This is a genomic window from Micromonospora sp. Mcm103 (genome assembly GCF_024519755.1).
GTDB lineage: Bacteria > Actinomycetota > Actinomycetes > Mycobacteriales > Micromonosporaceae > Micromonospora > Micromonospora aurantiaca.
This window is the reverse complement of record NZ_JALJRJ010000010.1, coordinates 174,899-200,111: the sequence shown is the minus strand read 5'-3', so window position 1 is coordinate 200,111 and position 25,213 is coordinate 174,899. Positions and strand designations below refer to the sequence as shown.

General features: G+C 74.2%; 20 protein-coding genes. 13 read left to right on the top strand and 7 right to left on the bottom strand.

Going from position 1 to position 25,213, the window contains the following annotated elements:
* The first annotated feature begins 111 nt into the window (after positions 1-111).
* Entirely contained in the window at positions 112-3,462 is a 3,351-nt protein-coding gene (locus tag OC439_RS15295; protein ID WP_262013985.1) for a S8 family serine peptidase, read from the top strand.
* Positions 3,463-3,519: 57 nt separating this feature from the next.
* Here the strand turns inward: OC439_RS15295 and dapD are convergent, their stop codons facing one another.
* Positions 3,520-4,479, bottom strand: coding sequence for a 2,3,4,5-tetrahydropyridine-2,6-dicarboxylate N-succinyltransferase (dapD, locus tag OC439_RS15290; RefSeq protein WP_262013984.1), 960 nt, complete (start codon positions 4,477-4,479; stop codon positions 3,520-3,522).
* Positions 4,480-4,582: 103 nt separating this feature from the next.
* Here dapD and dapE point away from each other — a divergent pair, with 103 nt between their 5' ends.
* A complete protein-coding gene (dapE, locus tag OC439_RS15285) occupies positions 4,583-5,656 on the top strand; it encodes a succinyl-diaminopimelate desuccinylase (RefSeq protein ID WP_030273854.1) in 1,074 nt (357 codons plus the stop codon).
* Between the two features lie 49 nt (positions 5,657-5,705).
* Here the strand turns inward: dapE and OC439_RS15280 are convergent, their stop codons facing one another.
* Positions 5,706-5,867, bottom strand: coding sequence for a hypothetical protein (locus tag OC439_RS15280; protein WP_013288426.1), 162 nt, complete (start codon positions 5,865-5,867; stop codon positions 5,706-5,708).
* Positions 5,868-6,040: 173 nt separating this feature from the next.
* Between OC439_RS15280 and OC439_RS15275 the strand changes: the two genes are divergently transcribed.
* The 8 genes from OC439_RS15275 (at position 6,041) to OC439_RS15240 (ending at position 17,617) form a co-directional block, all read left to right on the top strand.
* Entirely contained in the window at positions 6,041-6,904 is an 864-nt protein-coding gene (locus tag OC439_RS15275) for a TIGR00730 family Rossman fold protein (protein WP_402807964.1), read from the top strand.
* A gap of 3 nt (positions 6,905-6,907) precedes the next feature.
* Complete coding sequence (locus OC439_RS15270) at positions 6,908-7,453, top strand: TIGR00730 family Rossman fold protein (protein WP_262013982.1); 546 nt, start codon at positions 6,908-6,910, stop codon at positions 7,451-7,453.
* Between the two features lie 307 nt (positions 7,454-7,760).
* Complete coding sequence (locus tag OC439_RS15265; RefSeq protein ID WP_262014007.1) at positions 7,761-11,450, top strand: ATP-dependent helicase; 3,690 nt, start codon at positions 7,761-7,763, stop codon at positions 11,448-11,450.
* On the top strand, positions 11,447-14,851 hold the full coding sequence (locus tag OC439_RS15260) for an ATP-dependent helicase (RefSeq protein ID WP_262013981.1): 3,405 nt from the start codon (positions 11,447-11,449) through the stop codon (positions 14,849-14,851). Before OC439_RS15265 ends, OC439_RS15260 begins: the two co-directional genes overlap by 4 nt.
* A gap of 204 nt (positions 14,852-15,055) precedes the next feature.
* The gene (locus OC439_RS15255) at positions 15,056-15,259 is read left to right on the top strand and encodes a cold-shock protein (protein WP_013288421.1); all 204 of its coding nucleotides are present in this window, start codon (positions 15,056-15,058) and stop codon (positions 15,257-15,259) included.
* A 177-nt stretch (positions 15,260-15,436) separates the two neighbouring features.
* A complete protein-coding gene (locus OC439_RS15250) occupies positions 15,437-16,690 on the top strand; it encodes a DEAD/DEAH box helicase (RefSeq protein WP_262013980.1) in 1,254 nt (417 codons plus the stop codon).
* A 170-nt stretch (positions 16,691-16,860) separates the two neighbouring features.
* Entirely contained in the window at positions 16,861-17,046 is a 186-nt protein-coding gene (locus OC439_RS15245; RefSeq protein ID WP_262013979.1) for a hypothetical protein, read from the top strand.
* Between the two features lie 52 nt (positions 17,047-17,098).
* Positions 17,099-17,617, top strand: coding sequence for a GNAT family N-acetyltransferase (locus OC439_RS15240; RefSeq protein WP_262013978.1), 519 nt, complete (start codon positions 17,099-17,101; stop codon positions 17,615-17,617).
* Between the two features lie 11 nt (positions 17,618-17,628).
* Here OC439_RS15240 and OC439_RS15235 read toward each other — a convergent pair whose 3' ends face one another.
* The 4 genes from OC439_RS15235 to OC439_RS15220 are packed head-to-tail and all read right to left on the bottom strand — an operon-like array spanning position 17,629 to position 20,788.
* Positions 17,629-18,072 carry an RrF2 family transcriptional regulator gene (locus tag OC439_RS15235; protein WP_262013977.1) on the bottom strand — a complete coding sequence of 148 codons (444 nt, stop codon included), beginning with the start codon at positions 18,070-18,072 and terminating at the stop codon, positions 17,629-17,631.
* 4 nt (positions 18,073-18,076) lie between these two features.
* Positions 18,077-18,961, bottom strand: coding sequence for an ABC transporter permease (locus OC439_RS15230; protein ID WP_262013976.1), 885 nt, complete (start codon positions 18,959-18,961; stop codon positions 18,077-18,079).
* Complete coding sequence (locus OC439_RS15225; RefSeq protein ID WP_262013975.1) at positions 18,951-19,730, bottom strand: ABC transporter ATP-binding protein; 780 nt, start codon at positions 19,728-19,730, stop codon at positions 18,951-18,953. Before OC439_RS15225 ends, OC439_RS15230 begins: the two co-directional genes overlap by 11 nt.
* On the bottom strand, positions 19,727-20,788 hold the full coding sequence (locus OC439_RS15220; RefSeq protein ID WP_262013974.1) for an ABC transporter substrate-binding protein: 1,062 nt from the start codon (positions 20,786-20,788) through the stop codon (positions 19,727-19,729). Before OC439_RS15220 ends, OC439_RS15225 begins: the two co-directional genes overlap by 4 nt.
* Positions 20,789-20,936: 148 nt before the next feature.
* Between OC439_RS15220 and OC439_RS15215 the strand changes: the two genes are divergently transcribed.
* Genes OC439_RS15215 through nudC form a run of 3 tightly spaced genes read left to right on the top strand, consistent with a single transcriptional unit; the run spans position 20,937 to position 24,531 of the window.
* Positions 20,937-22,247, top strand: coding sequence for a M16 family metallopeptidase (locus tag OC439_RS15215; RefSeq protein WP_262013973.1), 1,311 nt, complete (start codon positions 20,937-20,939; stop codon positions 22,245-22,247).
* The gene (locus OC439_RS15210) at positions 22,244-23,587 is read left to right on the top strand and encodes a M16 family metallopeptidase (RefSeq protein ID WP_262013972.1); all 1,344 of its coding nucleotides are present in this window, start codon (positions 22,244-22,246) and stop codon (positions 23,585-23,587) included. The genes OC439_RS15215 and OC439_RS15210 overlap by 4 nt, the downstream gene beginning before the upstream one ends.
* Positions 23,584-24,531, top strand: a complete 948-nt coding sequence (nudC, locus tag OC439_RS15205) for an NAD(+) diphosphatase (RefSeq protein WP_262013971.1) — start codon at positions 23,584-23,586, stop codon at positions 24,529-24,531. The genes OC439_RS15210 and nudC overlap by 4 nt, the downstream gene beginning before the upstream one ends.
* A gap of 286 nt (positions 24,532-24,817) precedes the next feature.
* Here nudC and OC439_RS15200 read toward each other — a convergent pair whose 3' ends face one another.
* Positions 24,818-25,087, bottom strand: coding sequence for a hypothetical protein (locus tag OC439_RS15200; RefSeq protein WP_262013970.1), 270 nt, complete (start codon positions 25,085-25,087; stop codon positions 24,818-24,820).
* Positions 25,088-25,213: the final 126 nt, after the last annotated feature.

Here is a 25,213-nt window from a genome sequence, read left to right as displayed (position 1 = left end):
GTGGTGGCGGTTCCGTCGGATCGGCGACTTCCCGATGCATACGCGGTATGTAATCCTGATACCCGCGTCGATGTGTCTCTCATCGATGAAACGTTCGACGAAGGAGGAAGGTTGCTCCGGAACCGCAGAAAGCTGACGGCGTTCGGCCTCGGCCTGACGCTGGCGCTCGGCCTGCCGGTGCCCGCGCTGGCCGCCGCGCCCACCGCGCCGACCGGCCCGTCCGCCCGAACCGGGCCGTCCGCCCCGGCCGGCGTCCACCCGGTCACCGTCACCCTGATCACCGGCGACCGGGTCACCGTCGCCTCGGGCGGCCGTGCCGCGGTACGCCCCGGCGCCGGCCGCGCCGGCATCCAGTTCCTGGTCGGACGCGAGCGCGACCGGCTCACCGTGATGCCGCAGGACGCGCTCCCGCTGGTCCGCGCCGGCAAGCTCGACCGGCGCCTGTTCGACGTGAGCGGGCTGATCGAGGCCGGGTACGACGACGCGCGGCGCGGCAGCGTACCGCTGCTCGTGACGTACCGGCCGGGGACGGCCCGGCGGACGGCGACCCCGCTCGCCGGCGCGCGGGTGACCCGCGACCTGCCGGCGATCGCCGGCGCGGCGGTCGTCGCCGACAAGGGTGACACCGGCGCGCTCTGGAAGGCGGTCAGCGCCGACCGCTCCGGTGCCCGGCTCGACGCGGCGGGGGGTGTCGACCGGATCTGGCTGGACGGCCGGCGGCGGCTGACACTCGACCACAGCGTGCCGCAGATCGGCGCGCCGACCGCCTGGGCGGCCGGCTGGACCGGTAAGGGCGTGCGGGTCGCGGTGCTCGACACCGGCGTCGACCTCAGCCACCCGGACCTGGCCGGCAAGGTCGCCGAGTCGCGCAACTTCACCGAGGAGGCGGACCCGGACGACATCGTCGGGCACGGCACGCACGTCGCCTCCACCATCGCCGGCAGCGGCGCCGCCTCGGGCGGGAAGTACCGGGGCGTGGCGCCCGACGCCACGCTGCTGTCCGGGAAGGTCTGCGAGGTCTACGGCTGCACCGAGTCGGCCATCCTGGCCGGCATGCAGTGGGCCGCTGCCGAGCAGCACGCCACAGTGGTCAACATGAGCCTCAGCGGCGGCGACACCCCGGATGTGGACCCGCTGGAGGAGGCGGTCGGGACGCTCACCGAGCAGCACGGGACGCTGTTCGTGATCTCCGCCGGCAATGACGGCGTAGACGGTTCGGTCGGCTCGCCGGCCACCGCCGACGCCGCGCTCGCGGTCGGCGCGGTCGACCGGGACGACGCGCTCGCCGACTTCTCCAGCCGCGGTCCCCGGGTCGGCGACGGGGCGATCAAGCCGGACATCACCGCGCCGGGTGTGGAGATCGTGGCCGCGCGGGCCGCGCACGGCCAGATCGGCGACCCGGTGGGGGACCGGTACGCCTCGCTGTCCGGCACGTCGATGGCCGCCCCGCACGTGGCCGGCGCGGTCGCGCTGCTCGCCCAGCAGCACCCCGGCTGGACGCCCGAGCGCTACAAGGCGACGCTGATGGCCTCGGCGAAGCCGCACCCGGAGCAGACCGCGTTCCAGCAGGGCGCGGGCCGGGTCGACGTCGCCCGGGCGATCACCCAGCAGGTGACGAGCGAACCGGCCTCCGTCTCGTTCGGTGTGGCGGCCTGGCCGCACACCGACGACAAGCCGATCAGCCGGACGGTCACCTACCGCAACGGCGGGACCGCCCCGCTCACGCTCGACCTGAGCACGCAGTTCACCGGACCGGGCGGGCGGACCGCGCCGGCCGGCATGCTGACTCTCAGCGCCTCCCGGCTCACCGTTCCGGCGGGCGGCAGCGCCCAGGTGACGGTGGTGATCGACACCCGGCTCGGCGGCGCCGACGGCTACTGGACCGGCCGCCTGCTCGCCCGCGCCGGCGACGCGGTGGCGGTGACCCCGCTCGCTGTCGACCGCGAGGTGGAGAGCTATGACCTGACCGTGACCCACCGCAACCGCTCCGGCGCCCTGACCGACGGCTACTACACCGTTCTGCTGGGGCTCGACGGCGGCAGCTACCGGGACGTCTACGGCGCCGGCGGCGAGACCCGGATCCGGGTGCCGAAGGGCCGGTACGGCGCGCAGAGCCTGATCTTCGTCGACGGTGACCAGGGCTGGTCGGAGGTCTCCTTCCTCGCCCAGCCGGAACTGGTGGTGGCCGGGAACCAGCGGCTCACGCTGGACGCCCGGCGGGCGAAGCCGATCCGCACCACGGTGCCGCAGCGCGGCGCGGCACCACTGCTGATCGACCTCACCGCGGCCTGGGGATTCGGCGACTACTACAACAGCTTCGGGCTGTGGACCGACCGGTTCGAGGGCCTCTACTCGGCCCAGATCGGCCGCACCGTCTCCGACAAGGTCTTCGTCGGCGCGCTCGCCAGCCAGTGGGCCGAGCCGACAGCGCCGGAGCGCAGTCCGTACTTCTACGGCCTGAACGACCTGTTCCCGGGCCGCTTCCCGACCGGCTTCGTCCGGAACTACCGGACCGCCGACCTGGCCACCGTCGCCAACCGGTTCGCCGCCGGCTACAGCGGGATGGACAACGAGCTGGTCGTCTACGCGGAGCCCGACTACAACATGGGCGGCTCGGCGGTCATCCTGCCCGTACAGGTGCCCGGCAAGCGGATCGACCACCTCAGCGTCACCCGGACCCGCTGGAGCGCCGAGCTGGCCTTCGGTGAGCGCTCCGAGGAGGGCTGGCTGGAGCCGCGGGCGGCGCTGGAACGAGTGCCGACCCGCTACCGGGCCGGGCACAGCTACCGCGACGAGTGGAACAAGGCCCCGTTCGGCCCGTCGTTCCCGCAGCCGCAGTGGCCGGAACAGGGGATCACGCGGACCGGCGACACCGTCATCGTCTCGCTGCCGGTGCACAGCGACGCGGCCGGGCACCCGGGCGGCTCGCTCAACGACACCGAGCACACCCGGCTCTACCGCAACGGCAAGCTGGTCGACGAGTCGCCCTACCCGGGGTACGGCGAGTTCACCGTGCCGCCGGGAACGGCGGACTACCGGGTGGAGACCGTGGCGACGCGCGGCTTCACCGACCTGAGCACCGAGGTCTCGGCGAGCTGGACGTTCCGCTCCAAGCGGGTACCGGGTGACGTGCCGGCCCGGCTGCCGGCCATGGCGGTCCGGTTCACCCCGCCGCTGGCGGTGGACAGCTCCGCCCCGGCGGGCCGGACGTTCACCGTGCCGGTGACGGTGCAGCGTCAGCCCGGCGCGCCGTCCGGCCGGGTCGTGGCGCTCACCGTCGACGTCTCCTACGACGGTGGCAAGACCTGGCAGAAGGCGGCACTGAAGAAGCAGGGCGGGGCGTGGACGGCCACCGTCCGGCACCCGGCCGGCCCGGGGTACGCGTCGCTGCGGGCCACCGCCCGTGACGACGCCGGCAACACCGTGACCCAGCGGATCATCCAGGCGTACCGCCTGCGGTGAGCCGGCCGTCCGGGTCCGCGCGGCGGTCGCCGTCGCGGACCCGGACGGGGGTACGGCTCAGTCGTTGGCGTGCAGCGCCGCGTTGAGCGTGATGCCCTGGCCGGTACGGGGCTTCGCCTCCAGCGCGCCGGTCACCGAGTTGCGCCAGAACAGCAGCCCGTCGACGCCGGACAACTCGCGGGCCTTGACCGTCCGGCCGTCCGGCAGGGTGATCTTCGAGGCGGCGGTGATGTAGCAGCCGGCCTCCACCACACAGTCGTCGCCCAGCGTGATGCCGACACCGGCGTTCGCGCCGACCAGGCTCCGCTCACCGATGCGCACCTTCTCCGTGCCACCGCCGGAGAGCGTGCCCATGATCGAGGCGCCGCCGCCGATGTCGGAGCCGTCGCCGACCACCACGCCCTGCACGATCCGGCCCTCGACCATCGAGGTGCCCAGCGTGCCGGCGTTGAAGTTGACGAAGCCCTCGTGCATCACAGTGGTGCCGGAGGACAGGTACGCGCCCAGCCGGACCCGGTCCGCGTCCGCGATCCGCACCCCGGACGGCACCACGTAGTCGGTCATCCGCGGGAACTTGTCCACGCCGTAGACGGACAGGTGACGACCGGCGGCCCGCTCGATGACACGCAGCTCGTCCACCCGCTCCGGCGGGCACGGCCCGGCCGACGTCCAGGCCACGTTCGCCAGCTTGCCGAAGATGCCGTCGAGGTTCAGCTCGTTCGGCCGCACCAGGCGGTGGGAGAGCAGGTGCAACCGCAGGTACGCGTCGGCGGCGTCCTTGATCGGGTCGTCCAGCGAGCCGATCAGCGTGGTCACCTCGACAGTGCGCAACCCGGGCAGCGTCCGCTCGCCGATCGCGCCCGGCGGCAGGTCGAGCACGTCGGCCCGGTCCTCGCCGGGCACCAGCGGCAGCTCGCCCAGGCCCAGCTTGCCGGTCGGGTACCAGGTGTCGAGCACCTGGTCCTGCGCGGTGACGGTGGCCAGGCCGATACCCCAGGCGGATGGTGCGGACGTCACGGTGACACCTCTCTGCTCCGGCGGCGGCGTCCGCCGCTGCTCGCGGCCGGGGGCGCGGCACGTGTCCCTCGCGCCCACCGAGGATGACGGTACCGTGCGAGACATGCAGAACCCGTTGACCCCCGAGGTCCTGGCCGATCCGGTGGCGCTGACCCGCGCCCTGGTCGACATCGAGTCGGTATCCCTCAACGAGAAGGCCATCGCCGACTGCGTGGAGGAGGTGCTGCGCGGTGTGCCGCACCTGACCACCTACCGGCACTCGAACACCGTGATGGCCCGTACCGACCTGGGCCGGGCACAGCGCGTGGTGCTCGCCGGCCACCTGGACACCGTTCCGCTCAACGGCAACTTCCCCTCGACCATGCGCGGCGACCTGATGTACGGCTGCGGCACCTCCGACATGAAGTCCGGGGTGGCGTTCGCGCTGCACCTGGCGGTGACGCTGCCCGACCCGCGCTACGACGTCACGTACTTCTTCTACGAGGCCGAGGAGATCGAGTCGAAGTACAACGGCCTCACCCTGGTCGCGCAGAGCCACCCCGAGTGGCTGGAGGCCGACTTCGCGGTGCTGCTGGAGCCGACGTACGGGATCGTCGAGGCGGGCTGCCAGGGCACCATGCGGGCGGTGGTCACCACGCACGGCGAGCGGGCCCACGCGGCGCGCTCCTGGCACGGGGTGAACGCCATCCACGGCGCGAGCGAGGTGCTGCGGCGGCTGACCACGTACGAGGCCCGCCGGGTGACGATCGAGGGCTGCGACTACCGCGAGGGTCTCAACGCGGTGCGGATCACCGGCGGCGTCGCCGGCAACGTCATCCCCGACCGCTGCGAGATCGAGATCAACTACCGGTACGCCCCGGACCGCGACCCGGCGGGCGCCGAGGCGCACCTGCGCGAGGTCTTCGCCGGCTTCGAGCTGGAGGTCACCGACGCGGCGGCCGGCGCCCCGCCCGGGCTGGAGAGCCCGGCGGCACAGGAGTTCCTGGCGGCCGTCGGTGCCGCGCCGATCGGCAAGCTGGGCTGGACGGACGTGGCGCGGTTCGCGGCCATGGGCATCCCGGCGCTGAACTTCGGCCCCGGCGACCCGAACCTGGCGCACCACAAGGACGAGCACGTCGAACTGACCAAGATCCGGGACGGTGCGGCGACGCTGCACCGCTGGCTGGCCCCGGCCTGACGCGCTGCGATCACCGGGCCCGCACCCGCCGCGCGGGCCCCGGTGATCGTCAGACGGTAGTCGTCAGGGGTGCTTCCGCCTCGCCGGTCTCGCCGGTCAGGTCGGACCGGTGGGTCTCCATCATCCGGGCGCGGCGGCGCTCGGCCACCACGTCACGGATCCGCCGCTGCATCTGACGGCGGATCCGGATCATCTCGCTGTTACTGATCAACGCTGGCTCCTCCCCCGAAGGCGCGTCGCCCGGGGTATACCGGGTATGTGAATAGTAAGACGTACGTGCGACCGAATTAGTTGCCCGGATCCCAAAGATTTCTCCGGCTCCCGGGCCTGCGCGCCGGGCCGGAGCCGCTCCACTACGGTGACCCCATGGGCGAGAGCAGGGGAATGTCGGCCGGGGACGGCCGACGGGAGGAGCGGAACCGGGGGGAACGGCACCGCGGCGCGGTGACGCTGCGCAATCGGGCGATTCCGACGAGTACGGCCGACCAGCGGCTGCTCGACTCCCGGGGCCGCAGCGACTGGAAGACCAAGGACGCCTGGCGCGCGCTGCGGATCCTCTCCGAATTCGTCGAGGGCTTCGACACCCTCGCCGACCTGCCCCCGGCGGTCAGCGTCTTCGGCTCCGCCCGCAGCAAACCGGACAGCCCGGAGTGCCGGATGGCCGAGGAGCTGGGCGGTGCCCTCGCCCGCGCCGGGTACGCGGTGATCACCGGCGGCGGTCCCGGCGTGATGGAGGCCGCCAACCGGGGCGCCGGTGAGGCCGGCGGCCTCTCCGTCGGGCTCGGCATCGAGCTGCCGTTCGAGCAGGGCCTCAACGACTGGGTCGACCTGGCCATCGACTTCCGCTACTTCTTCGCCCGCAAGACCATGTTCGTCAAGTACGCCCAGGCGTTCGTGGTGCTCCCCGGCGGCTTCGGCACCCTGGACGAGCTGTTCGAGGCGCTCACCCTGGTGCAGACCGGCAAGGTGACCCGCTTCCCGGTCGTGCTGATGGGCACCGACTACTGGCGGGGGCTGCTCGACTGGCTGCGCGCCACCATGGCCGCCGAGGGCAAGATCGGCCCGGCCGACCTCGACCTGATCCGGCTCACCGACGACGTCAACGAGGCGGTCCGGCACATCGTCGAGGCCGAGGCGGTGCTCTCCGCCGAGCAGGAGGCGGTCCGCGAGGAGGCGGTCGCCCGGCTGGCCGACGACCAGCGCGCCGCCGCCGAGGCCGCCCCCGAGGGCCCGGCGGGACGGAGCTGACCCGTGGCGAACGTCTGTGTCTTCTGCGCGTCCTCCCGAACTCTCGACGCCCGCTGGCTGGCGCTCGCCACCGAGACCGGTGAGGAACTGGCCCGGCGCGGCCACACGCTGGTCAGCGGCGGTGGCTGCGTCGGGATGATGGGCGCCGTGGTGCAGGGCGCGCGGGCGGCCGGCGGTCGCACCGTCGGCGTCATCCCGCAGTCCCTGGTCGACCTGGAGGTCGCCGACCTGGACTCCGACGAGCTGCTGGTCACCGACAGCCTGGCCAGCCGCAAGACGCTGATGGACGAGAAGTCCGACGCGTTCGTGGCGCTGCCCGGCGGTCTCGGCACGCTCGACGAGCTGTTCGAGGTCTGGACCACCGCCACCCTGGCCCTGCACGCCAAGCCGATGGTGATCGTCGACGTGGACGGCTTCTACCGGCCGCTGCTCGACTGGATCCGCGGGCTCGGCGAGCAGCAGTTCCTCAAGCCGGCCGCGCTGGACCTGCTGCTGGTCGCCGACAGCGTCCCCGCCGCCCTGGACCTGATCGACACCCGTCTCACCTGACGCGCGCCCGGGTCGGCCCGTCCTTGTTCACCACCGTCTCGGCGGGCTTGATCGACACCGCTTGGGGGCTTGATCGACACCATTTCGGGGAGGTGGTGGTGTCCGGGCTGGTGTGATGTGGCCACTTCCCCGAGGTGGTGTTGATCTAGGGGTGGGATGCCGCCACTACGCCGAGGTGGCGTGAACGCCTGAGAGACGGGTGTGTGGCAGAGCCGGGCAGTGGTGCACGCCGCGGTCAGGTGAGCCGGTGACGGGCGGGCCGGCGGTCGGTTTCCGGGTGTCGTACCGGCGTGGTGGGATGTCGGTGATGCAGGCGTACCGGTTGGTGCGCCGGCCCGGCGGCGCGGGGGCGGGGGTCACCCATGACGCCGGGGCGGGGCAGGGGGTGGGTCGGTCCGGTGGATCGGCCGATGCGGAGCCGCGATCCGGGGGGTCGGCGGGCGATGCCGCGCACCCGAAGACCGCCGCGCCGCCCGAAGGCGCTTCGCCGCAGAACGAGACCGGCGCGTCGCCACCGTCGGCTGCTTCGGCGGGGATCGGGGCCGGGGAGGGCACGAACGTTTCGCGCCCGGCCGATCCGGTGCAGGCCGAGGTGGTCGCGCACACCGACGGGCCGATGCTCGTCGTGGGCGGTCCCGGCACCGGCAAAACGACGACGCTCGTCGAGGCGGTCGCCGCCCGGGTGGCCGAGGGCGTCGACCCGGAGCGGATCCTCGTGCTCACCTTCGGCCGGCGCGGCGCCACCGAACTGCGCCGCCGGATCGAGGCACGGATCGCCGGCGACGGACATCGCGTCGTCCGGGAGCCGCTGGTGCGTACGTTCCCGGCGTACGCCTTCGGGCTGCTGCGCCGCGCGGCGGCCGAACGCGGCGAGCCCTCGCCCCGGCTGCTCACCGGCCCCGAGCAGGATCTGATCATCCGGGAACTGCTCGACGTGGTCGGAGAGGAACCCGGCGACGACCCGGTCGGCTGGCCGGAGGATCTGCGCCCCGCGCTGCGTACCCGGGCTTTCGCCCAGCAGCTCCGCGACCTGCTGATGCGTGCCGCGGAGCGCGGCGTCGGCCCGGTCGAGCTGGCCCGGCTGGGCGAGAAGCTGGGCCGCGCCGACTGGCCGGCCGCCGCGCGCTTCCTGCGGGAGTACGTCGCCGTGCTCGCCCTGCGCGACGTGAGCAACCGGGGCTCGGTGGCGTACGACCCGGCGGAGCTGGTGCGTGCCGCCACCGGCATGCTGCTCGACGACCCCGAGCTGCTCGCCGCCGAGCGCCGCCGCCTGACCCACGTCTACGTCGACGAACTGGCCGACACCGACCCGGCCCAGCTCGACCTGCTCGCCGTGGTGGCCGGCGGCGGGCGGTCCCTCGTCGCGTTCGCCGACCCGGACTCGTCCACGTACGCGTTCCGCGGCGCCGACCCGGCGGGCGTCGCCACGTTCCCGCACCGCTTCCGGACCGCCTCCGGTGCGCCGGCAGCCCAGGTCACGCTGACCACCTCGTACCGGGCCGGGCCGGAACTGCTCGCGGCCACCGCCCGGCTGGCCCGCCGGCTGCGCGGCCCGGCGGCGCACCGGCGGCTGCGCCCGCTTCCCGGCGCACCGGCCGGAACGGTGGAGGTACGCACGTTCCGGTCCGCCACCAGCGAGTCGGCGTGGCTGGCGCACGCGTTGCGCGAGGCGCACCTGCTCGACGGCGTGCCGTGGTCCCGGATGGCGGTGCTGGTCCGTTCCACCGGCCGGCAACTGCCGTCGCTGCGGCGCGCCCTGCACACCGCCGGCGTGCCGACCGTCGTGCACGGCGAGGACCTGCCCCTGCACCTCCAGCCGGCGGTCGCCCCGCTGCTGCTCCTGCTGCGCTGCGCGCTCGAACCCGACCGGCTGGACGAGGAGGCTGCGGTCGCGTTGCTGCACTCGCCGCTGGGCGGCGCCGACCCGCTGGCCGAACGGCGGCTGCGCCAGGGGTTGCGGGCGCTGGCGCTGGCCGGCGGTGACCGCCGCCCGTCCGGCGAGCTGCTGGTGGAGGCGCTGCGCGAGCCGGCCGAACTGGCCACCATCGAGCGTCGGTGGGCGGCGCCCGCGCAGGCCGTGGCGCACCTGCTCGCGACCGCCCGGGAGACGGCCGGCCGGCCCGGCGCCACAGTCGAGGACGTGCTCTGGGCGGTGTGGCGGGAGAGCGGGCTGGCCGAACGCTGGGCCGGGGCGATCACCAGGGGGCGGGCGGCCACCGGCGAGCACGAGACCGCCCAGCGCTGGCGGGCCGAGGCGGCCGACCGTGACCTGGACGCCGTACTCGTCCTCTTCGACGCGGCGGCCCGGTTCACCGACCGGCTGCCGGGCGCGCGTACCGAGGTGTTCCTCGACCACGTCCTCGGGCAGGAGCTGCCCGCCGACACGCTCGCCGCCGCCGCCGACCGGGGTGACGCGGTACGCCTGCTCACCGCGCACGCCGCCAAGGGGCTGGAGTGGGATCTGGTCGCGGTGGCCGGGGTGCAGGAGGGCGTCTGGCCGGACCTGCGCCTGCGCGGCAGCCTGCTCGGCTCGGAGCGGCTCGTCGACGTGCTCGCCGGTCGCGCCGACGGCGCCGGGCTGCGGGCCAGCCTGGTCGGGCAGACGTCGGCGCTGCTGGACGAGGAGCGGCGGCTGTTCCACGTGGCGATCAGCCGGGCCCGGCGGCGGCTGCTGGTCACCGCTGTCGCGTCCGCCGCCGTCGGCGGGGACGACCACGAGGAGCAGCCGAGCCGCTTCCTGCACGAAATCGCAGCCGCCGACCCACCCGCCACCGGCGGAACCGGCCCGAACCCGACGGGGCACGGACCGACCGGGAACGGCTCGAACGGCCCGAACCCGGCCGGTCCGGAGCGCGACGCGCCGGACGGCTCGGCTCCGACCGGCCCGGCCCTGACCGGGAACGGCCCAACAGGTACGGCCACGCGCGGGGGCGCCGCGGACGGGCCGGTGCCGCACGGGGACGAGCACCCGCAGGACGGGCCGTCCGCCGCGCTCCCGGTCACCCTGCCGCCGCGTGGGCTCACCCTGTCCGCGCTGGTGGCGGAACTGCGTACCGCCGTCACCGACCCGGCCACGCCGATCACCCGGCGGCACGCGGCGGCGGGTGAGCTGGCGCGGCTGGCCGCCGCCGGGGTGCCCGGCGCGCACCCGGACGACTGGTGGGGGTTGCGCGGCCTGTCCGACGACCGGCCGCTTGTCGACGAGGGCGAGCCGGTGCGGGTCACCCCGTCGGCGATGGAGAGCGCATTGCGGTGCAGCCTGCGCTGGCTGCTGGAACGGCACGGCGGCAGCGGGCCGGCGAGCGCCGCGCAGGGTGTCGGCAACCTGGTGCACGCCGCGGCGATGCTCGCGGAGGACGCGAGCGTCGACCGGGAGGCGTTGCTGGAGTACGTGGCCGCCCGGTTCGACGCGATCGAGCTGGCCGCCCGGTGGATGGCCGGTCCGGAGCGGCAGCGCGCCGAGGCGATGGTGGACAAGCTGCTGCGCTGGCTGGCCGGCAACCCGCGCCGGCTGCTCGCGATCGAGCACGAGTTCGCGGTCCGCCTCGACGACCCGTCCCGCCCGATCGAGCTGACCGGCCGGGTCGACCGGCTGGAGGTCGACGACGAGGGGCGGCTCGTGGTGATCGACCTGAAGACCGGCAAGTCGACGGCGGTCACCGAGCGGGAGGTGGCCGAGCATCCGCAGCTCGGCGCGTACCAGGCGGCCGTGGAGGCGGGCGGGTTCGCCGAGTTCGGCGAGGAGCCGGGCGGGGCCGCGCTGGTGCAGCTCGGCACCGGCGCGCGGGACGCCAAGGAGCAGACCCAGGCCGCCGCCGGGGAGGGTCCGGAGGCCGGGTGGGCCACCGCGCTGGTACGCCGTACCGCGGACACGATGGCCGCCTCGACGTTCGCCGCCGTGGCCAACTCCAAGTGCCGGGTCTGCCCGGTGCGCACCAGCTGCCCGGTCTCCGGCCAGGGCCGCCAGGTGGTCGAACCGCCACCGGAGGGCTCGTGAGCGTTCAGCCGGCGCTGTTCGGCGCCTCCGCCACGCCCGCGCCGCGCACCGCCGACGCGGGGCCCCGCTACACGCCCGTCGAGCTGGCCCGGCTGCTGCGGCTGCCGGCGCCCACCCGCGAGCAGGCCGCGATCATCGCCGCGCCGGTGGAGCCGCTGCTGGTGGTGGCGGGTGCCGGCTCCGGCAAGACCGAGACGATGGCCGCGCGGGTGATGTGGCTGGTCGCCAACTCCTACGTACGCCCCGAGCACATCCTCGGCCTCACCTTCACCCGTAAGGCGGCCGGCGAGCTGGCGCACCGGGTCCGGACCCGGCTCGACCAGCTCATCCGGCGGCTCGGCCGGCAGGGGCGGGACCCGCACGACGACCCGCTGGCGGGCGAGCCGACCGTGTCCACGTACCACTCGTACGCCGGGCGGATCGTCACCGAGCACGGGCTGCGCGCCGGGTACGAGCCGACCACCCGGCTGCTCACCGAGGCGTCCCGCTGGCAGCTCGTCGACCTGCTGGTGCGCAACTACGACGGCGACATGTCCGAGGTGGACCGGATGCCGTCGACCATCACCGACGCCGTGCTGGCGCTCGCCGGTGAGCTGGACGAGCACCTGGTCGACCCGGACGAGCTGGCCGCCTGGACCGGCCGGTTCTTCGCCGACGTGCAGTCCCGGCCGGGCCGCGTCTACGCCGACGTGCGCAAGGCGCTCCAGCTCCAGCGGACCCGGCTGAAGCTGCTGCCGCTGGTGCGCGCGTACGCCCGGCGCAAGGACGACTTCGAGGCGATGGACTTCGCCGACCAGCTCGCCCGCGCGGCCCGGGTGGCCCGCGACCACCCCGGCGTGGGCGTGATCGAGCGGGACCGGTTCCGGGTGGTGCTGCTCGACGAGTACCAGGACACCAGCCACGCCCAGGTGGTGCTGCTCAACGCGCTGTTCGGCGGCGGCCACCCGGTCACCGCCGTCGGCGACCCGTGCCAGTCCATCTACGGCTGGCGCGGGGCCAGCGCCGGCACGCTCGACCGGTTCCCGGCCGAGTTCGCCCGTACCGACGGCAGCCCGGCCGACGTGCTCAGCCTTACTACGAGCTGGCGTAACCGGCCGGAGATCCTCGGCGTCGCCAACACGCTGTCGGTGCCGCTGCGGGCGGCCGGCGCACGGGTGCCGGAACTGCACGCCGCGCTCAGCGTCCGCGACCCGATCCCGCACCGCACGCCGGGCGGGCAGGCCGGCGGCACCGTGCACTGCGCGCTGCTGGAGACGTACGCCGACGAGGCCGACTGGATCGCGGACAGCGTGCTGGCGGCCTGGCGGGGCGCGGCCGGGATGCCCGGCGCGCTGCCCGAGCACATCCCGGCCGACCGCCGCCCGACCACTGCGGTGCTGGTGCGGCTGCGCAGCCAGATCCCGGCGATCGAGGCGGCGTTGCGCGCTCGCGGGCTGCCTGTCGACGTGGTCGGCCTGGGTGGGCTGCTGGACACCCCCGAGGTACGGGACGTGGTGTGCACGCTGCGCGTGCTCGCCGACCCGACCGACGGGGCGGCGCTGCTGCGGCTGCTCACCGGCGCGCGCTGGCGGATCGGCCCGCGTGACCTGGTCGCCCTGCACCGCCGGGCCCGCGCGATCGCCCGCAGCCGCCGGGAGCTGACCGGCGACGAGGGCCCGGAGATCACCGTGGACGCGCTGGACGAGGCCACGCTGGTCGAGGCGCTGGCGGATCTGGGGCCGGCGCAGGCGTACTCCGCCGAGGGCTACGCGCGGCTGCGCTCGTACGGGATGGAGCTGGCGCTGCTGCGCTACCGGCTGGACCAGTCGCTGCCGGAGCTGATCGCGGACATCGAGCGGACCATCGGCCTCGACGTGGAGGTGGCGGTCCGGGCCGGGCGGGACGGCGCGGGCGACGCCGGGCTGGCCCGCGCCCACCTGGACGCGCTCGGCGACGTGGCGGCCCGGTTCAGCGGCGAGACGCCCGGCGCCACGCTCGCCGGTTTCCTCGCCTACCTGGCCGCCGCCGAGGACGAGGAGCGCGGGCTGGCGCCCGGCGAGGTCGAGGTGGTGGCCGGCGCGGTGCAGGTGCTCACCGCGCACGCCGCGAAGGGCCTGGAGTGGGACGTGGTGGCGGTGGCCGGGATGACCCGGGGCGTCTGGCCGGGGCCGGTCCGCAACTCCGACCACTGGCTGGGCGGGCTGGGCGTGCTGCCGTTCCCGTTGCGCGGCGACGCGGACGGGCTGCCCGAACTGGGCCTGCCGGAGGCGGAGGACCAGCGTGGCGTGGCTCGGGCGCTGACCGACTTCACCGACGCCTGGCGGGCGCACGACGAGCGGGAGGAGCGCCGGCTGGCGTACGTGGCGGTGACCCGCCCCCGCCGGCTGCTGCTCTGCTCCGGCTACTGGTGGGGGGAGGGGACCAAGCGGTTCCGCGGCCCGTCGGTGTTCCTGCGGGAGGTGCACGACGCCTGCCTGGCCGGCGCGGACGGGCACGTGGTGGACGCGTGGACGCCCGAGCCGGCCGGTGACGCGGTGAACCCGACCACTGAGACGGTGCTGCGGGCCGAATGGCCGGCCGACCCGCTGGGCGCCCGCCGGCCGGCGCTGACCGAGGCGGCGGCGCTGGTCCGCCGGCACCTGGCCGACCCGGAGACGGCCCGCCGCGAGGCGGCAGTGCTCGCCACCACGGGAGCGGCGGAGGACGCCGAGGTGGCCCGCTGGCGGCGTGAGGCCGATCTGCTGCTCGCCGAGCGGGCGGAGCTGGCCCGGCAGGCCGAGGCGGTCGAGGTCGAACTACCCGGCCAGATGTCGGTGACCCAGCTCGTGGCGCTGCGCCGCGACCCGGAGGCGCTGGCCCGGACGCTGCGCCGACCGATGCCCACCGAGCCGAACCCGTACGCCCGGCGCGGTACCGCGTTCCACGCCTGGCTGGAGCAGCGCTTCGGCGCGGATCGGCTGCTCGACGTGGACGAGCTGCCCGGCGCGGCGGACGAGGACGCGGCCCCGGACGAGGCGCTGGTCGAGTTGCAGGAGCGCTTCCTCGCCAGCGAGTGGGCCGACCGGGTGCCGGTGGAGGTGGAGGTGCCGTTCGCCACCGTCGTCGCCGGCGTCGTGGTCCGGGGCCGGATGGACGCCGTGTTCGCCCGCCCGGGCGGGCGCTACGACGTGGTCGACTGGAAGACCGGGCGGCAGCCGTCCGGCCGGGAGGCCGACGCGGCGGCGGTGCAGCTGGCGGTCTACCGGCTGGCCTGGGCGGAGCTGGCCGGGGTGCCGGTGGAGCGGGTGGGCGCCGCGTTCCACTACGTGCGGGACTCCGCCACCGTCCGCCCGGCCGACCTGCTCGACGCGGAGGGACTGGCCGGTCTGGTGGCCGCCGTGCCGGAAATCCCGGGGGATCTCCCGCAGCGCACGAATCCGTGATACGTTGGCCGGGTTGCAGTTTTGGTTTCCAGAGACTCTGTGTGCGCCTGGCGGATTGTGGCCCCAGGCGCTCTTTGTTGTGTCCGGAGTTCTCCGGGCGGGGCGACCAGCAGCGACAGGCACGCCGCGTATTCCACGCGCGGGGTGCTCCTCTCCGGCCCGCAACACGTGCGGGCCGACCGTTCCGTCAAGGAGACGAAACACATGGCAATTGGCACCGTCAAGTGGTTCAACGCTGACAAGGGCTTCGGCTTCATCACCCCGGACGACGGCGGCGCCGACGTCTTCGCCCACTTCTCGGCGATCCAGACCTCCGGCTACCGGAGCCTGGACGAGAACCAGCGGGTCGAGTTCGAGGTGACCCAGGGCCAGAAGGGCCCGCAGGCGGAGAACATCCGCCCGCTCTGATCTTCGGATCAACCGGCACCACCACCGCGCCCTCTCGGGCGCGGTGCACGGGCCGGCCCGCCTCTGCCGGGCCGGCCCGTCCCTTCGGTTCGTGCTTGTGACCACCGGTTACGCCGGTGACGCGCCGTCTTCCGGCGCCCTTCCTCGACACGTGCCGCCTCGAGGAAGGCTTTCCGCATGACCACGACCCTGCCCACGTTCGCCGCCACCGGCCTGGCTCCGGCGCTCATCTCCGAGCTGGCCGCGCAGGGCATCTCCGCGCCGTTCCCGATCCAGGCGGCCACGATCCCGGACTCGCTGGCCGGTCGCGACGTGCTCGGCCGGGGCCGGACCGGCTCCGGCAAGACGCTCGCGTTCGGGTTGCCGCTGCTGCACCGTACGGCCGGTCGCCGGGCCCGCCCGGGCCGCCCGCTCGCGCTGGTGCTCGTACCGACCCGGGAACTGGCCGCGCAGGTGACCGACGCGCTCGCACCGTACGCCGCCACGCTCGGCCTGCGCTGCGCCACAGTGGTCGGCGGGCTCTCGCTGGGCCGCCAGGCGGCCGCGCTGCGCGCCGGCGCCGAGGTGCTGGTGGCCACGCCGGGCCGGCTGCACGACCTGATCGACAGGGGGGACGCGCGGCTCGACCAGGTGGCCATCACCGTGCTGGACGAGGCCGACCAGATGGCCGACATGGGCTTCCTGCCGCAGGTGACGAAGCTGCTGGAGCAGGTCGCGCCGGGCGGGCAGCGGATGCTGTTCTCGGCCACCCTGGACCGCGGCGTGGACCGGCTGGTCCGCCGCTTCCTGACCGACCCGGTGACGCACTCCGTCGACCCGGGCACCGCCACCGTCACCGCGATGACGCACCACGTGCTTCACCTGGAGGCGGAGGACAAGCCGGCCGCGCTGGCGCACATCGCCGCCCGCGAGGGCCGCACGATCGTGTTCATCGCCACCAAGCACCGCGCCGACCGGGTGGCCCGCCAGTTGCTCGCCAAGGGCGTACGCGCGGCGGCGCTGCACGGCGGCAAGTCGCAGCCGCAGCGCACCCGCATCCTGGAGCAGTTCCGCACCGGCCAGGTCACCGCGCTGGTGGCGACCGACGTGGCGGCCCGTGGCATCCACGTCGACGGGCTGGACCTGGTCGTCAACGCCGACCCGCCCACCGAGGCCAAGGACTACCTGCACCGGGGCGGCCGGACCGCGCGGGCCGGCGAGTCGGGCACCGTGGTGACGCTCGTCCTGCCGGACCAGCGCCGCGACGTGGCCCGGCTGATGAGCACCGCGGGCATCAACCCCAAGACCACGCGGGTACGCGCCGGCGACGGCGAGCTGAGCCGGCTCACCGGCGCCCGGGAGCCGTCCGGCGTGCCGGTGACCATCACCGCGCCCGCCGCCGCGCACCCCGCCCCGGGAACCCGTCCCCGCCGGCGCCCGCGCCGCCGCTGACCGCGGCCCGCGCGTGACCGGCTCGTCTCCGGACGGGCGGAGCGTTCGCTCCTGAGTCGGGAATCAGTCGATGTTCGGTCGGCTGCCCGACTGCGCGACCGGACCCCGGCGGTGATGCTGCTGCGCGGGGGACCGGTCGGGGGGTCGGCCGGACGCGGAGGGAGCGGTTCATGGCGGGGGAAGCCGGATCGGGCGGAGCGCGGGAAGTGGTGCTGGTGCTCGCGGTGGCGGGGGCCGGCCTGGCGCTCGCCGCGGTGGCCGCGTTCGGGCCGTGGCAGCCCGCCGACGGCGGCTCGCCGGATCGCGGCGCCGCCCGCAGCTTCACCCCCGGGATGAGCGCCCCGCACACTCAGTAGACGCCCCGAAAAGGGGGCGATGCCGGAACGGCCGGCCGCCTACGATGCGGCGGTGGACCCGTCGGTGACCGTTCGCAAGGCCCGGGCCGAGGACGCCGCCCATATGGCACGCGTGCATGTCCGGTGCTGGCAGGAGACGTACCGCGGGCTCATGCCGGACACGGTGCTCGACGACCCGGACCTCCCGGCCTTCCGGGAGCGGTTCTGGACCGCCGCGTTGACCGACGAGCGCTATCGGGAGAACCGGGCGGCGGTGGCCGAGCGGGGAGGCGAACTGGTCGGGATCGCGATGTCGGGCCCGCCGCTCGATGCCGAGGCGGCGTGGGCGCGCCAGCTGTACGTCCTCTACGTGCACGCGGCCGATCACGGCACCGGCGCCGGGCCGGCGTTGTTGCGGGCCGTCCTCGACCCGGCGGAGCCGGCGGCGCTGTGGGTCGCCGATCCCAACCCTCGTGCCCAGGCGTTCTACCGCCGGCACGGCTTCGAAGCCGACGGTACGACGCAGGTCCAGGACGGCGTATGCGAGATCCGCATGGTCCGCGACGGGCAGGTACGGCCGCCGACGTCGTGACCGGACGCGCGTCAGGGTGCCGTGGCCCGGTCGCTCAGCAGGTCGGTGAGTGTGGTCCGGTCCACGACCAGGGCGATCGCGCCGTCCACCGCCAGCCACACGTCCCGCAGGCCGGTGGCCACGCCGTGGTAGCCGGCCCGGTCGGCGGGGATGCCCCGGACGCTGGTGATCGCGCCACCGACAGCGCGCAGCACGTCACCGACGCTGATCTCGTCCGGTGGGCGGGTCAGCGCGTACCCGCCCTCGGTGCCGCGGTGGCTGTGCAGCAGCCCGGCCCGCCGCAGGTCGAGCAGGATCCCCTGGAGGAAGCTGAGCGGGATGTCCTGGCTCTCGGCCAGGCTCGCCGCCTTGACCAGCTCGCCGCCGCCGGCCGCCGGGTCGCCGCTGGTGACGGCGGCGTCGGCGACGGCGAGCATGGCCCGGAGCGCGTAGTCGGCGCGCGCGGAGATGTACACGACGTCAGTTGCCGGCCTGGTCCAGCACGCCCCAGCGGCGGCGGATCGCCTTGTCGGCGGCCCCGAACGCGGTGTCCACGAGCAGGCCCACCACCAGGATGACGATCATGATGGCCATCAGGCGTGGCGCCTCGCTCAGCTCGCGTGCGTACGTGAGCTGCGCGCCGATCGAGGTGCGGGTGGCGATGACCACCAGCAGCTCACCGGCCATCAGGCTGCGCCAGGCGAACGCCCAGCCCTGCTTGAGCCCGGCCACGATGGCGGGCAGCGCGGCCGGCGCGATCACGTACCGGTAGAGGTTGAGCCCCCGGGCGCCGAGGTTGCGGCCGGCGCGGACCAGCAGCGGCGGCACGTAGTCCACGCCGTGGATGACGCCGTTGGCGACCGACGGCGCGGCGCCGAGCACCACCACGAAGAAGATCGCCTGCTCGCTGAGCTGGAACAGCAGGATGGCCAGCGGGAACCAGGCGATCGACGGCATGGTCTGCAACGCGGTGATCATCGAGCCGAGCGCGGCCCGGAGCACCTTGACCCGGGCCACGCCCAGGCCGAGCAGCAGGCCGACCGCGACCGCGGCGGCGAACCCGACCGCCGCGCGCCGGGCGGTGGTCGCAAGGCCCTCCCACAGCGCCGAGCTGAGCAGGTAGTCCCCGAGGTCGCCGAAGACCACCGCCGGGCCGGGCAGCGCCCACGGTTCCTTCCACCCGGACCAGACCACCGCCTGCCAGATGGCGACGGCCAGCGCGAGCGCGGCGAACTTGGGCCAGGTGGCCGACCACAGGCGGCGTACCCGGGACGGGCCCTTCTCCCGGCCGGCGATCTCCAGGGCGTCGAGTCCGGAGATCTCCGCGTCGGTACGCGCCGACCCGGCGAGGGTGTCACTGGCCATGCCGGCCCACCTCCTTGCGCAGCCGGTCGGTGACCTCGGCGGCGATGGCCGAGACCTCCGGCGAGTCGATCCGCCGGGGGCGCGGCACGGCGACCTCGGTGGAGTAGATGATCCGGCCGGGGCGGCTGGAGAGCAGCACGATGCGGTCGGCGAGCCGTGCCGCCTCGCGGACGTTGTGCGTGACGAACAGGACGGTGAGCTTGCGCTCGGTCCAGATCCGCTCCAGCTCGTCGTGCAGGATGTCGCGGGTCATCGCGTCCAGCGCGCCGAACGGCTCGTCCATCAGCAGCACCGGCGTCTCCAGCGCGAGCGTCCGGGCCAGCGCCACCCGCTGCCGCATGCCGCCGGAGAGCTGGTGCGGCCGCTTACGACCGAACTCGGACAGGTGGACCGTGCGCAGCAGCTCGGCCACCCGCTCCTTGCGCTGGTCACGGGGGAGCCCGCGCAGCTTCAGCGGCACCTCGACGTTGCCCTCGACGGTCAGCCAGGGGAACAGCGCCGGCTCCTGGAACATGAGTCCCGGGTTGACGCCCTCGCCCAGTTCGATCGTGCCGCCGCTGGCCCGGTCCAGCCCGGCGACCAGGTTGAGCAGCGTGCTCTTGCCGCAGCCGGACGCGCCGACCATGCAGACGAACTCACCCGGGGCGACATCGAGCGACAGCCCGTCCAGCGCCAGGACCGCCTGCTCGCCCTGGCCGTACACCTTCGTCACGCCGCGCAGCGCGACCGAGCCGGTCGCGCTGCGCGGGGTCGTGCCGGTCGTCGTCACGGCTGGCTGACCTCGGGCTTGCCCTGCGTCTTGAGCACCTCGTTGAGGTACTTCAGGTCGTAGAGGCCGTTCAGGTCGACCGGCTGGGTCAGCCCGACCGCGACCGCGTGGTCCAGACCGGTCTTCAGCGACGACGGGATCGGGTCGTTCGTGAACTCCAGCGTCGGCCAGGCCTGCTTGATCAGCTTGAGGTCCAGCGGCTTGCCGGTGATCTTGCCGATGTGGTCGGAGATGGCCTGCTGTGCCTCGTCCGGCTTGGTGTTGACGAACTCGTTCGCCGCGACCTGGCCCTCGACCAGCTTCTTCACCACGTCCGGGTGCGCCTTGAGGAACTTGGTGCTGACCAGCAGGTTGGTGATGACGAACTTCTTGTCCGGCCACAGGTCGCGCTCGTCGACGAGCACCTTGCCGCCGGCGTTGACCAGCCGGGAGACGAACGGCTCGGGCACCCAGGCGCCGTCGATGGCGCCGCTGCCGAACGTCTCGACCGTCTGCGCGTTCTCCTGCGGCACGATCTTGACGTCGCCGCCGCCCTCCTTGGTGGTCTCCAGGCCCTTCTCCTTGAGCCAGAAGCGCAGCGCCACGTCCTGGGTGTTGCCGAGCTGCGGGGTGGCGATCTTCTTGCCGCGCAGCTGCTCCACCGAGGTGATGCCGGGCTTGACCACGAGCGCGACGCCGCCGGACGCGGCGCCGGAGATGACCCGGACCGCCTCGCCCTTGGACTTGGAGAAGGCGTTCACCGTCGGGTTCGGGCCGATGTACGTGGCGTCGAGCGCGCCGGAGAAGACGGCCTCGATGGCGGCCGGGCCGGCGTTGAACGTCTTGGTGTCCAGCTCGACGTCGCTGCCGAGCTTCTCGGCGAAGATCCCCTTCTCCACGCCGACCACGGCCGGGGCGTGCGTGATGTTGGGGAAGTAGCCCAGGCGCAGCGTCACCGGGCCGGACCCGGCGGCGGCGTCGCTGTCCTCGCCGCAGGCGGCGGTGGTGCCGAGCGTGGCCGCGCCGACCGCGGCCAGGGTCGCCAGGGTGACCAGGCGGCGCAGGGGAAGCCCTCTCATCGAATGTCCAATCCGCAGTATTCCTATTTAGTTGGTAGGAAGAGTGGGGCAAGCGGCCGTCGGCGTCAAGACCCGTCCCGCAACAGTCCACCGTTCGGCCAGGGCACACCGGCGATAGAGCCGGTGCCGAGGCGCTAGTGTCGATCTCGTGCCGACGCGGAGAGCGAAGATCCCAGCGACGAAGTACCCGGTCGAACGGTTCACCCTCGACAACGGCCTGCGCGTGGTGCTCACGCCGGACCGCAGCGCCCCGGTCATCGGGGTAGCGGTGGTCTACGACGTCGGCATCCGCTCCGAGCCCGAGGGACGCACCGGGTTCGCCCACCTCTTCGAGCACCTGATGTTCCAGGGCTCGGAGAACCTGGAGAAGCTGGCCCACTTCCGGCACGTCCAGGGCGCGGGCGGGACGTTCAACGGCTCCACCCACCTGGACTACACCGACTATTTCGAGACGCTTCCCGCGAACGCCCTGGAACGGGCGCTGTTCCTGGAGGCCGACCGGATGCGCGGCCCCCGGCTGACCGAGGAGAACCTGCGCAACCAGGTCGACGTGGTCAAGGAGGAGATCCGGGTCAACGTGCTGAACCGGCCGTACGGCGGGTTCCCCTGGCTGACGCTGCCCCCGGTGATGTTCGACACCTTCCCCAACGCGCACGACGGCTACGGCTCCTTCGTCGACCTGGAGTCGGCGACAGTGGCCGACGCCGCCGACTTCTTCCGCCGCTACTACGCCAGCGGCAACGCCGTACTCGCGGTCAGCGGCGACATCGACGTGGCCGAGGCGACCACGCTGATCGAGCGGCACTTCGGGGACGTGCCGGCCCGGCCCGCCCCGCAGCGGCCCGACTTCGCCGAGCCCGACCTGACCACCGAGCGACGCAGCACGTACACCGACGCGCTGGCCCCGCTCCCGGCGGTGGCCGGCGCGTGGCGGGTGCCCGACCCGGTCAGCGACTTCGCCGGTTATCTGCCGTACGTGGTGCTGGCCGAGGTGCTCACCGACGGCGACGCCTCCCGGCTGGTCGAGCGGCTGGTGCAGCGCGACCGGTCGGTCACCAGCCTCGGCGGGTACCTCGGCTTCATGGGCGACCCGTTCGACGTCCGCGACCCCACCGCGCTGCTGCTCCAGGCGCACCTGCCGCCCGGCGGTGACGTGGACAAGGTGCTGCGCACCATCGACGAGGAACTGGACCGGCTGGCGACCGGCGGGCTGACCGAGGGGGAGCTGGCGCGTACCCAGGCCCGGATGGCCACCCACCTGCTGCGCGACACGGACGCGGTGCTCGGCCGCGCGTTGCGGATGGCGGTGCTGGAACAGCAACGTGGCGAACCCGGCCTGCTCAACGACCTTCCCCGGCTGGTCGGCGAGGTGACCGAGGAACAGGTCCGCGCCGCCGCCGCCACCCTGCGGCCCGAGCGCCGCGCGGCAGTCGAGGTCATCGCGGGAGGTGCTCGATGAGCACGGGTACGACCACCGCCACCACCGTCCGGCCGCTGCCGGCGCTCGGTCCGAACCGCCGCCTCAAGGTGCCCAAGCAGGCCGAGCGCACGCTTGCCAACGGCCTCACCGTGATCGCGGTACGCCGATCCTCCGTACCGCTGGTCGAGCTGCGACTGTGGATGCCGTTCGGGCGCACCCACCTGGCCCGCGGCGCGATGCTGGCGCAGACCATGCTCTCCGGCACGGAGGCGCACAGCGCCACCGAGCTGGCGGCCGAGTTGCAGAAGGTCGGCGGCGGACTGACCGCCGGCCTCGACCCGGACCGGCTGATGCTCTCCGGCGCGGGCCTGGTCACCGGCCTGGACCGGATGCTGGAACTGCTCGCCGAGGTGCTCACCGGCGCCACCTACCCGGCCGACTGGGTGGAGACCGAGCGGGACCGCCTGGTCGACCGCATCCAGGTCGCCCAGAGCCAGCCGTCGCACCTGGCCCGCACCGCGCTGCTCAAGCGGGTGTACGGCCGGCACCCGTACGCGGAGCAGACGCCCGACCCGGACCAGGTCCGGGCGGTCCGCCCGGCCGCGTTGCGCCGGCTGCACGCCGAGCGGGTGCATCCGGCCGGCGCGGTGCTGGTGCTCGTCGGCGACGTGGCCCCGGAGCGGGCGCTGGACGCGGCCGAGAAGGCGCTCGCCGGGTGGCGCGGTGACGGACACGTCGCCGAGCTGCCCCCGGCGCCGCCGCTGGAACCCGGGCCGTTGCTGCTGGTCGACCGGCCCGGCTCGGTGCAGTCCTCGGTACGCCTCGCGCTGCCGGCGGTGCCCCGCACCCACCCGGACCACGCCGCGTTGCAGCTCGCCAACCTGATCTTCGGCGGCTACTTCTCCTCCCGCTGGGTGGAGAACATCCGCGAGGACAAGGGCTACACGTACGGGCCGCACTCGCTCGTCGAGCACTCGGTGGCCGGTTCGCTGCTCGTCGCCGGCGCCGAGGTGGCCACCGAGGTGACAGCGGCGGCGCTGGTGGAGACGACCTACGAGCTGGGCCGCCTGGCGACGGTGCCGCCGAAGACCGACGAGCTGGAGCAGGCCCGTCAGTACGCGCGCGGCACCCTTCAGCTCGGCATGTCCACCCAGGCCGGTCTCGCGTCGCTGACCAGCGCGTACGCCGGCAACGGGCTGCGGCTGGACTTCCTCGCCGAGTACGCCGCCCGGCTGGCCGCCACGACAGTGGACGACGTGGCCGAGGTGGCCGCCCGCTACCTGGCCCCGGCGCGCGCGGTCACCGTCGTGCTCGGCGACGCGGCGCGGGTGGCCGAGTCGCTCGCCGCGCTGACACCGGTGCGTACGGAATCGGCATGAGCGGCGAACCCGCCCCGCCGCTGGCCCGGTCGACGCTCGACCGGGCCGCGCACCGGCGTGGCGATCCGGCCTGGCTGACCGAGGCGTGGGAACGGGCAAGGGTGCTGGTGCTCGATTCCGCCGCCGAGGGGCGGGCGCTGGTCCGGGGCGCGTCGACCCCGCCGGAGCTGGTCCTGGTCGGCCCCGGTGAGCTGCCCGAGGTGCCCCGGTCGGTGCCGATGTTCCTCGGCGTCGAGCCGGACGGCGTGCCGGTGTTCGCGGTGGACGGGCCGCTGCCGGCGCTGCCGGACACCCGTCCGGCCCACCTGCGCGAGGTCGGTCACCTGATGACCGACCGGGACGCGGGCCTGTTCACCACCGCGCTGGCGCTGCTCAACTGGCACCTGCGGCACGGCTACTCGTCGACGACCGGCAAGGCGACGAGCGCCGACGAGGCCGGCTGGTCGCGGATCGACCCGGACGGCGGCCGCGTCTGGCCGCGTACCGATCCGGCCATGATCGTGCTGGTGCACGACGGGATGGACGGCCCGGACGGCCGCTGCCTGCTCGGCAACAACGCGGCCTGGCCGCGCACCCCGGGACAGCGCCGCTACTCCTGCCTGGCCGGATATGTCGAGCCCGGCGAGTCGGCCGAGGCCGCCGTGCTGCGCGAGGTCCGCGAGGAGGTGGGCGTCCCGGTCGAGGAGATCGTGTACGTGGGCAGCCAGTCCTGGCCGTTCCCCGGCTCGCTGATGCTCGGTTTCCTGGCCCGCGCCGACGCGGACGCGCCGATCCGGGTCGACCTGGCCGAGATCGCGCACGCGCGCTGGTTCACCCGCCGGGAGATCGGCGCGGCGCTGGCGGGCGAGCCGGTGCCGGTGGGCGGGGGAGACCGGCTGGTCCTGCCGCCGCCGTCGTCGATCGCGTTGTTCCTGGTGCACCGCTGGCTCGACGGCCACTGCTGACCCGCACTGGTTCCGCCCGCCCGCCCGTCGGGTTGGGGTGTTTCGGGCTGGTGGGTGGCGCCAGTTCGGGGAAGTGGCGTGGTCGGGGGCGGTGGGATGCAGCCACCTCCCCGAACTGGCGAGGCCGGGCGGACTCGGGCCGGGTGGGCCTGGGGCGGGGACGCGGCCCCGACCCGGACCGTCGTTGCCGCGACGGTCGCGGGCCGGGAACACGTGCCGTCGAGGCCGGGTGAGGCGGGAAACGGCGGGGGAGGCCGGTCCGGCCACGACGGACGTCAGCGTCCGGTCATCCACCGTCCCAGCGGTACGGGTGCCCGGGGGTGGGTTCCGCGATCGGCAGCACCTTGACCCGGTGCCGGCCCGCGCGTACCGCACCGACGGCGGACAGTGCGCGGGCGAGCAGGAGTGCGGCGTCCCGGTCCTCGGCGTGGACGACCTGGCGGCGGGGTTCGGGCGTGCACGTCTCGTCCCGCAGGCGGCCTCCGCCGGCCCAGGCGGCGGCGATGTCGGCGTCGGCGGCGGTGCGGATCTCGGTGCGGACGATCAGGAACCGCATGGTGTCCCCCGGACAATCGGCGGTTACACGCTGGAACTTCCACGTCACTCCCGCGTCATGTTACGCCGATGTGTCCGCCCGGCAAGGGGAACGCGCCAGCTCGACCGATCGGGGGATCCCAGGTCA

What these genes read in the sequence shown, in the direction of transcription:
- OC439_RS15210 (WP_262013972.1), top strand. Translation starts at nt 22,244, where the DNA reads ATGAGCACGGGTACGACCACCGCCACCACCGTCCGGCCGCTGCCGGCG.
- OC439_RS15275 (WP_402807964.1), top strand. Translation starts at nt 6,041, where the DNA reads ATGTCGGCCGGGGACGGCCGACGGGAGGAGCGGAACCGGGGGGAACGG.
- OC439_RS15200 (WP_262013970.1), bottom strand. Translation starts at nt 25,087, where the DNA reads ATGCGGTTCCTGATCGTCCGCACCGAGATCCGCACCGCCGCCGACGCC.
- dapE (WP_030273854.1), top strand. Translation starts at nt 4,583, where the DNA reads ATGCAGAACCCGTTGACCCCCGAGGTCCTGGCCGATCCGGTGGCGCTG.
- nudC (WP_262013971.1), top strand. Translation starts at nt 23,584, where the DNA reads ATGAGCGGCGAACCCGCCCCGCCGCTGGCCCGGTCGACGCTCGACCGG.
- OC439_RS15255 (WP_013288421.1), top strand. Translation starts at nt 15,056, where the DNA reads ATGGCAATTGGCACCGTCAAGTGGTTCAACGCTGACAAGGGCTTCGGC.
- OC439_RS15245 (WP_262013979.1), top strand. Translation starts at nt 16,861, where the DNA reads ATGGCGGGGGAAGCCGGATCGGGCGGAGCGCGGGAAGTGGTGCTGGTG.
- OC439_RS15220 (WP_262013974.1), bottom strand. Translation starts at nt 20,788, where the DNA reads ATGAGAGGGCTTCCCCTGCGCCGCCTGGTCACCCTGGCGACCCTGGCC.
- OC439_RS15265 (WP_262014007.1), top strand. Translation starts at nt 7,761, where the DNA reads ATGCAGGCGTACCGGTTGGTGCGCCGGCCCGGCGGCGCGGGGGCGGGG.
- OC439_RS15250 (WP_262013980.1), top strand. Translation starts at nt 15,437, where the DNA reads ATGACCACGACCCTGCCCACGTTCGCCGCCACCGGCCTGGCTCCGGCG.
- OC439_RS15230 (WP_262013976.1), bottom strand. Translation starts at nt 18,961, where the DNA reads ATGGCCAGTGACACCCTCGCCGGGTCGGCGCGTACCGACGCGGAGATC.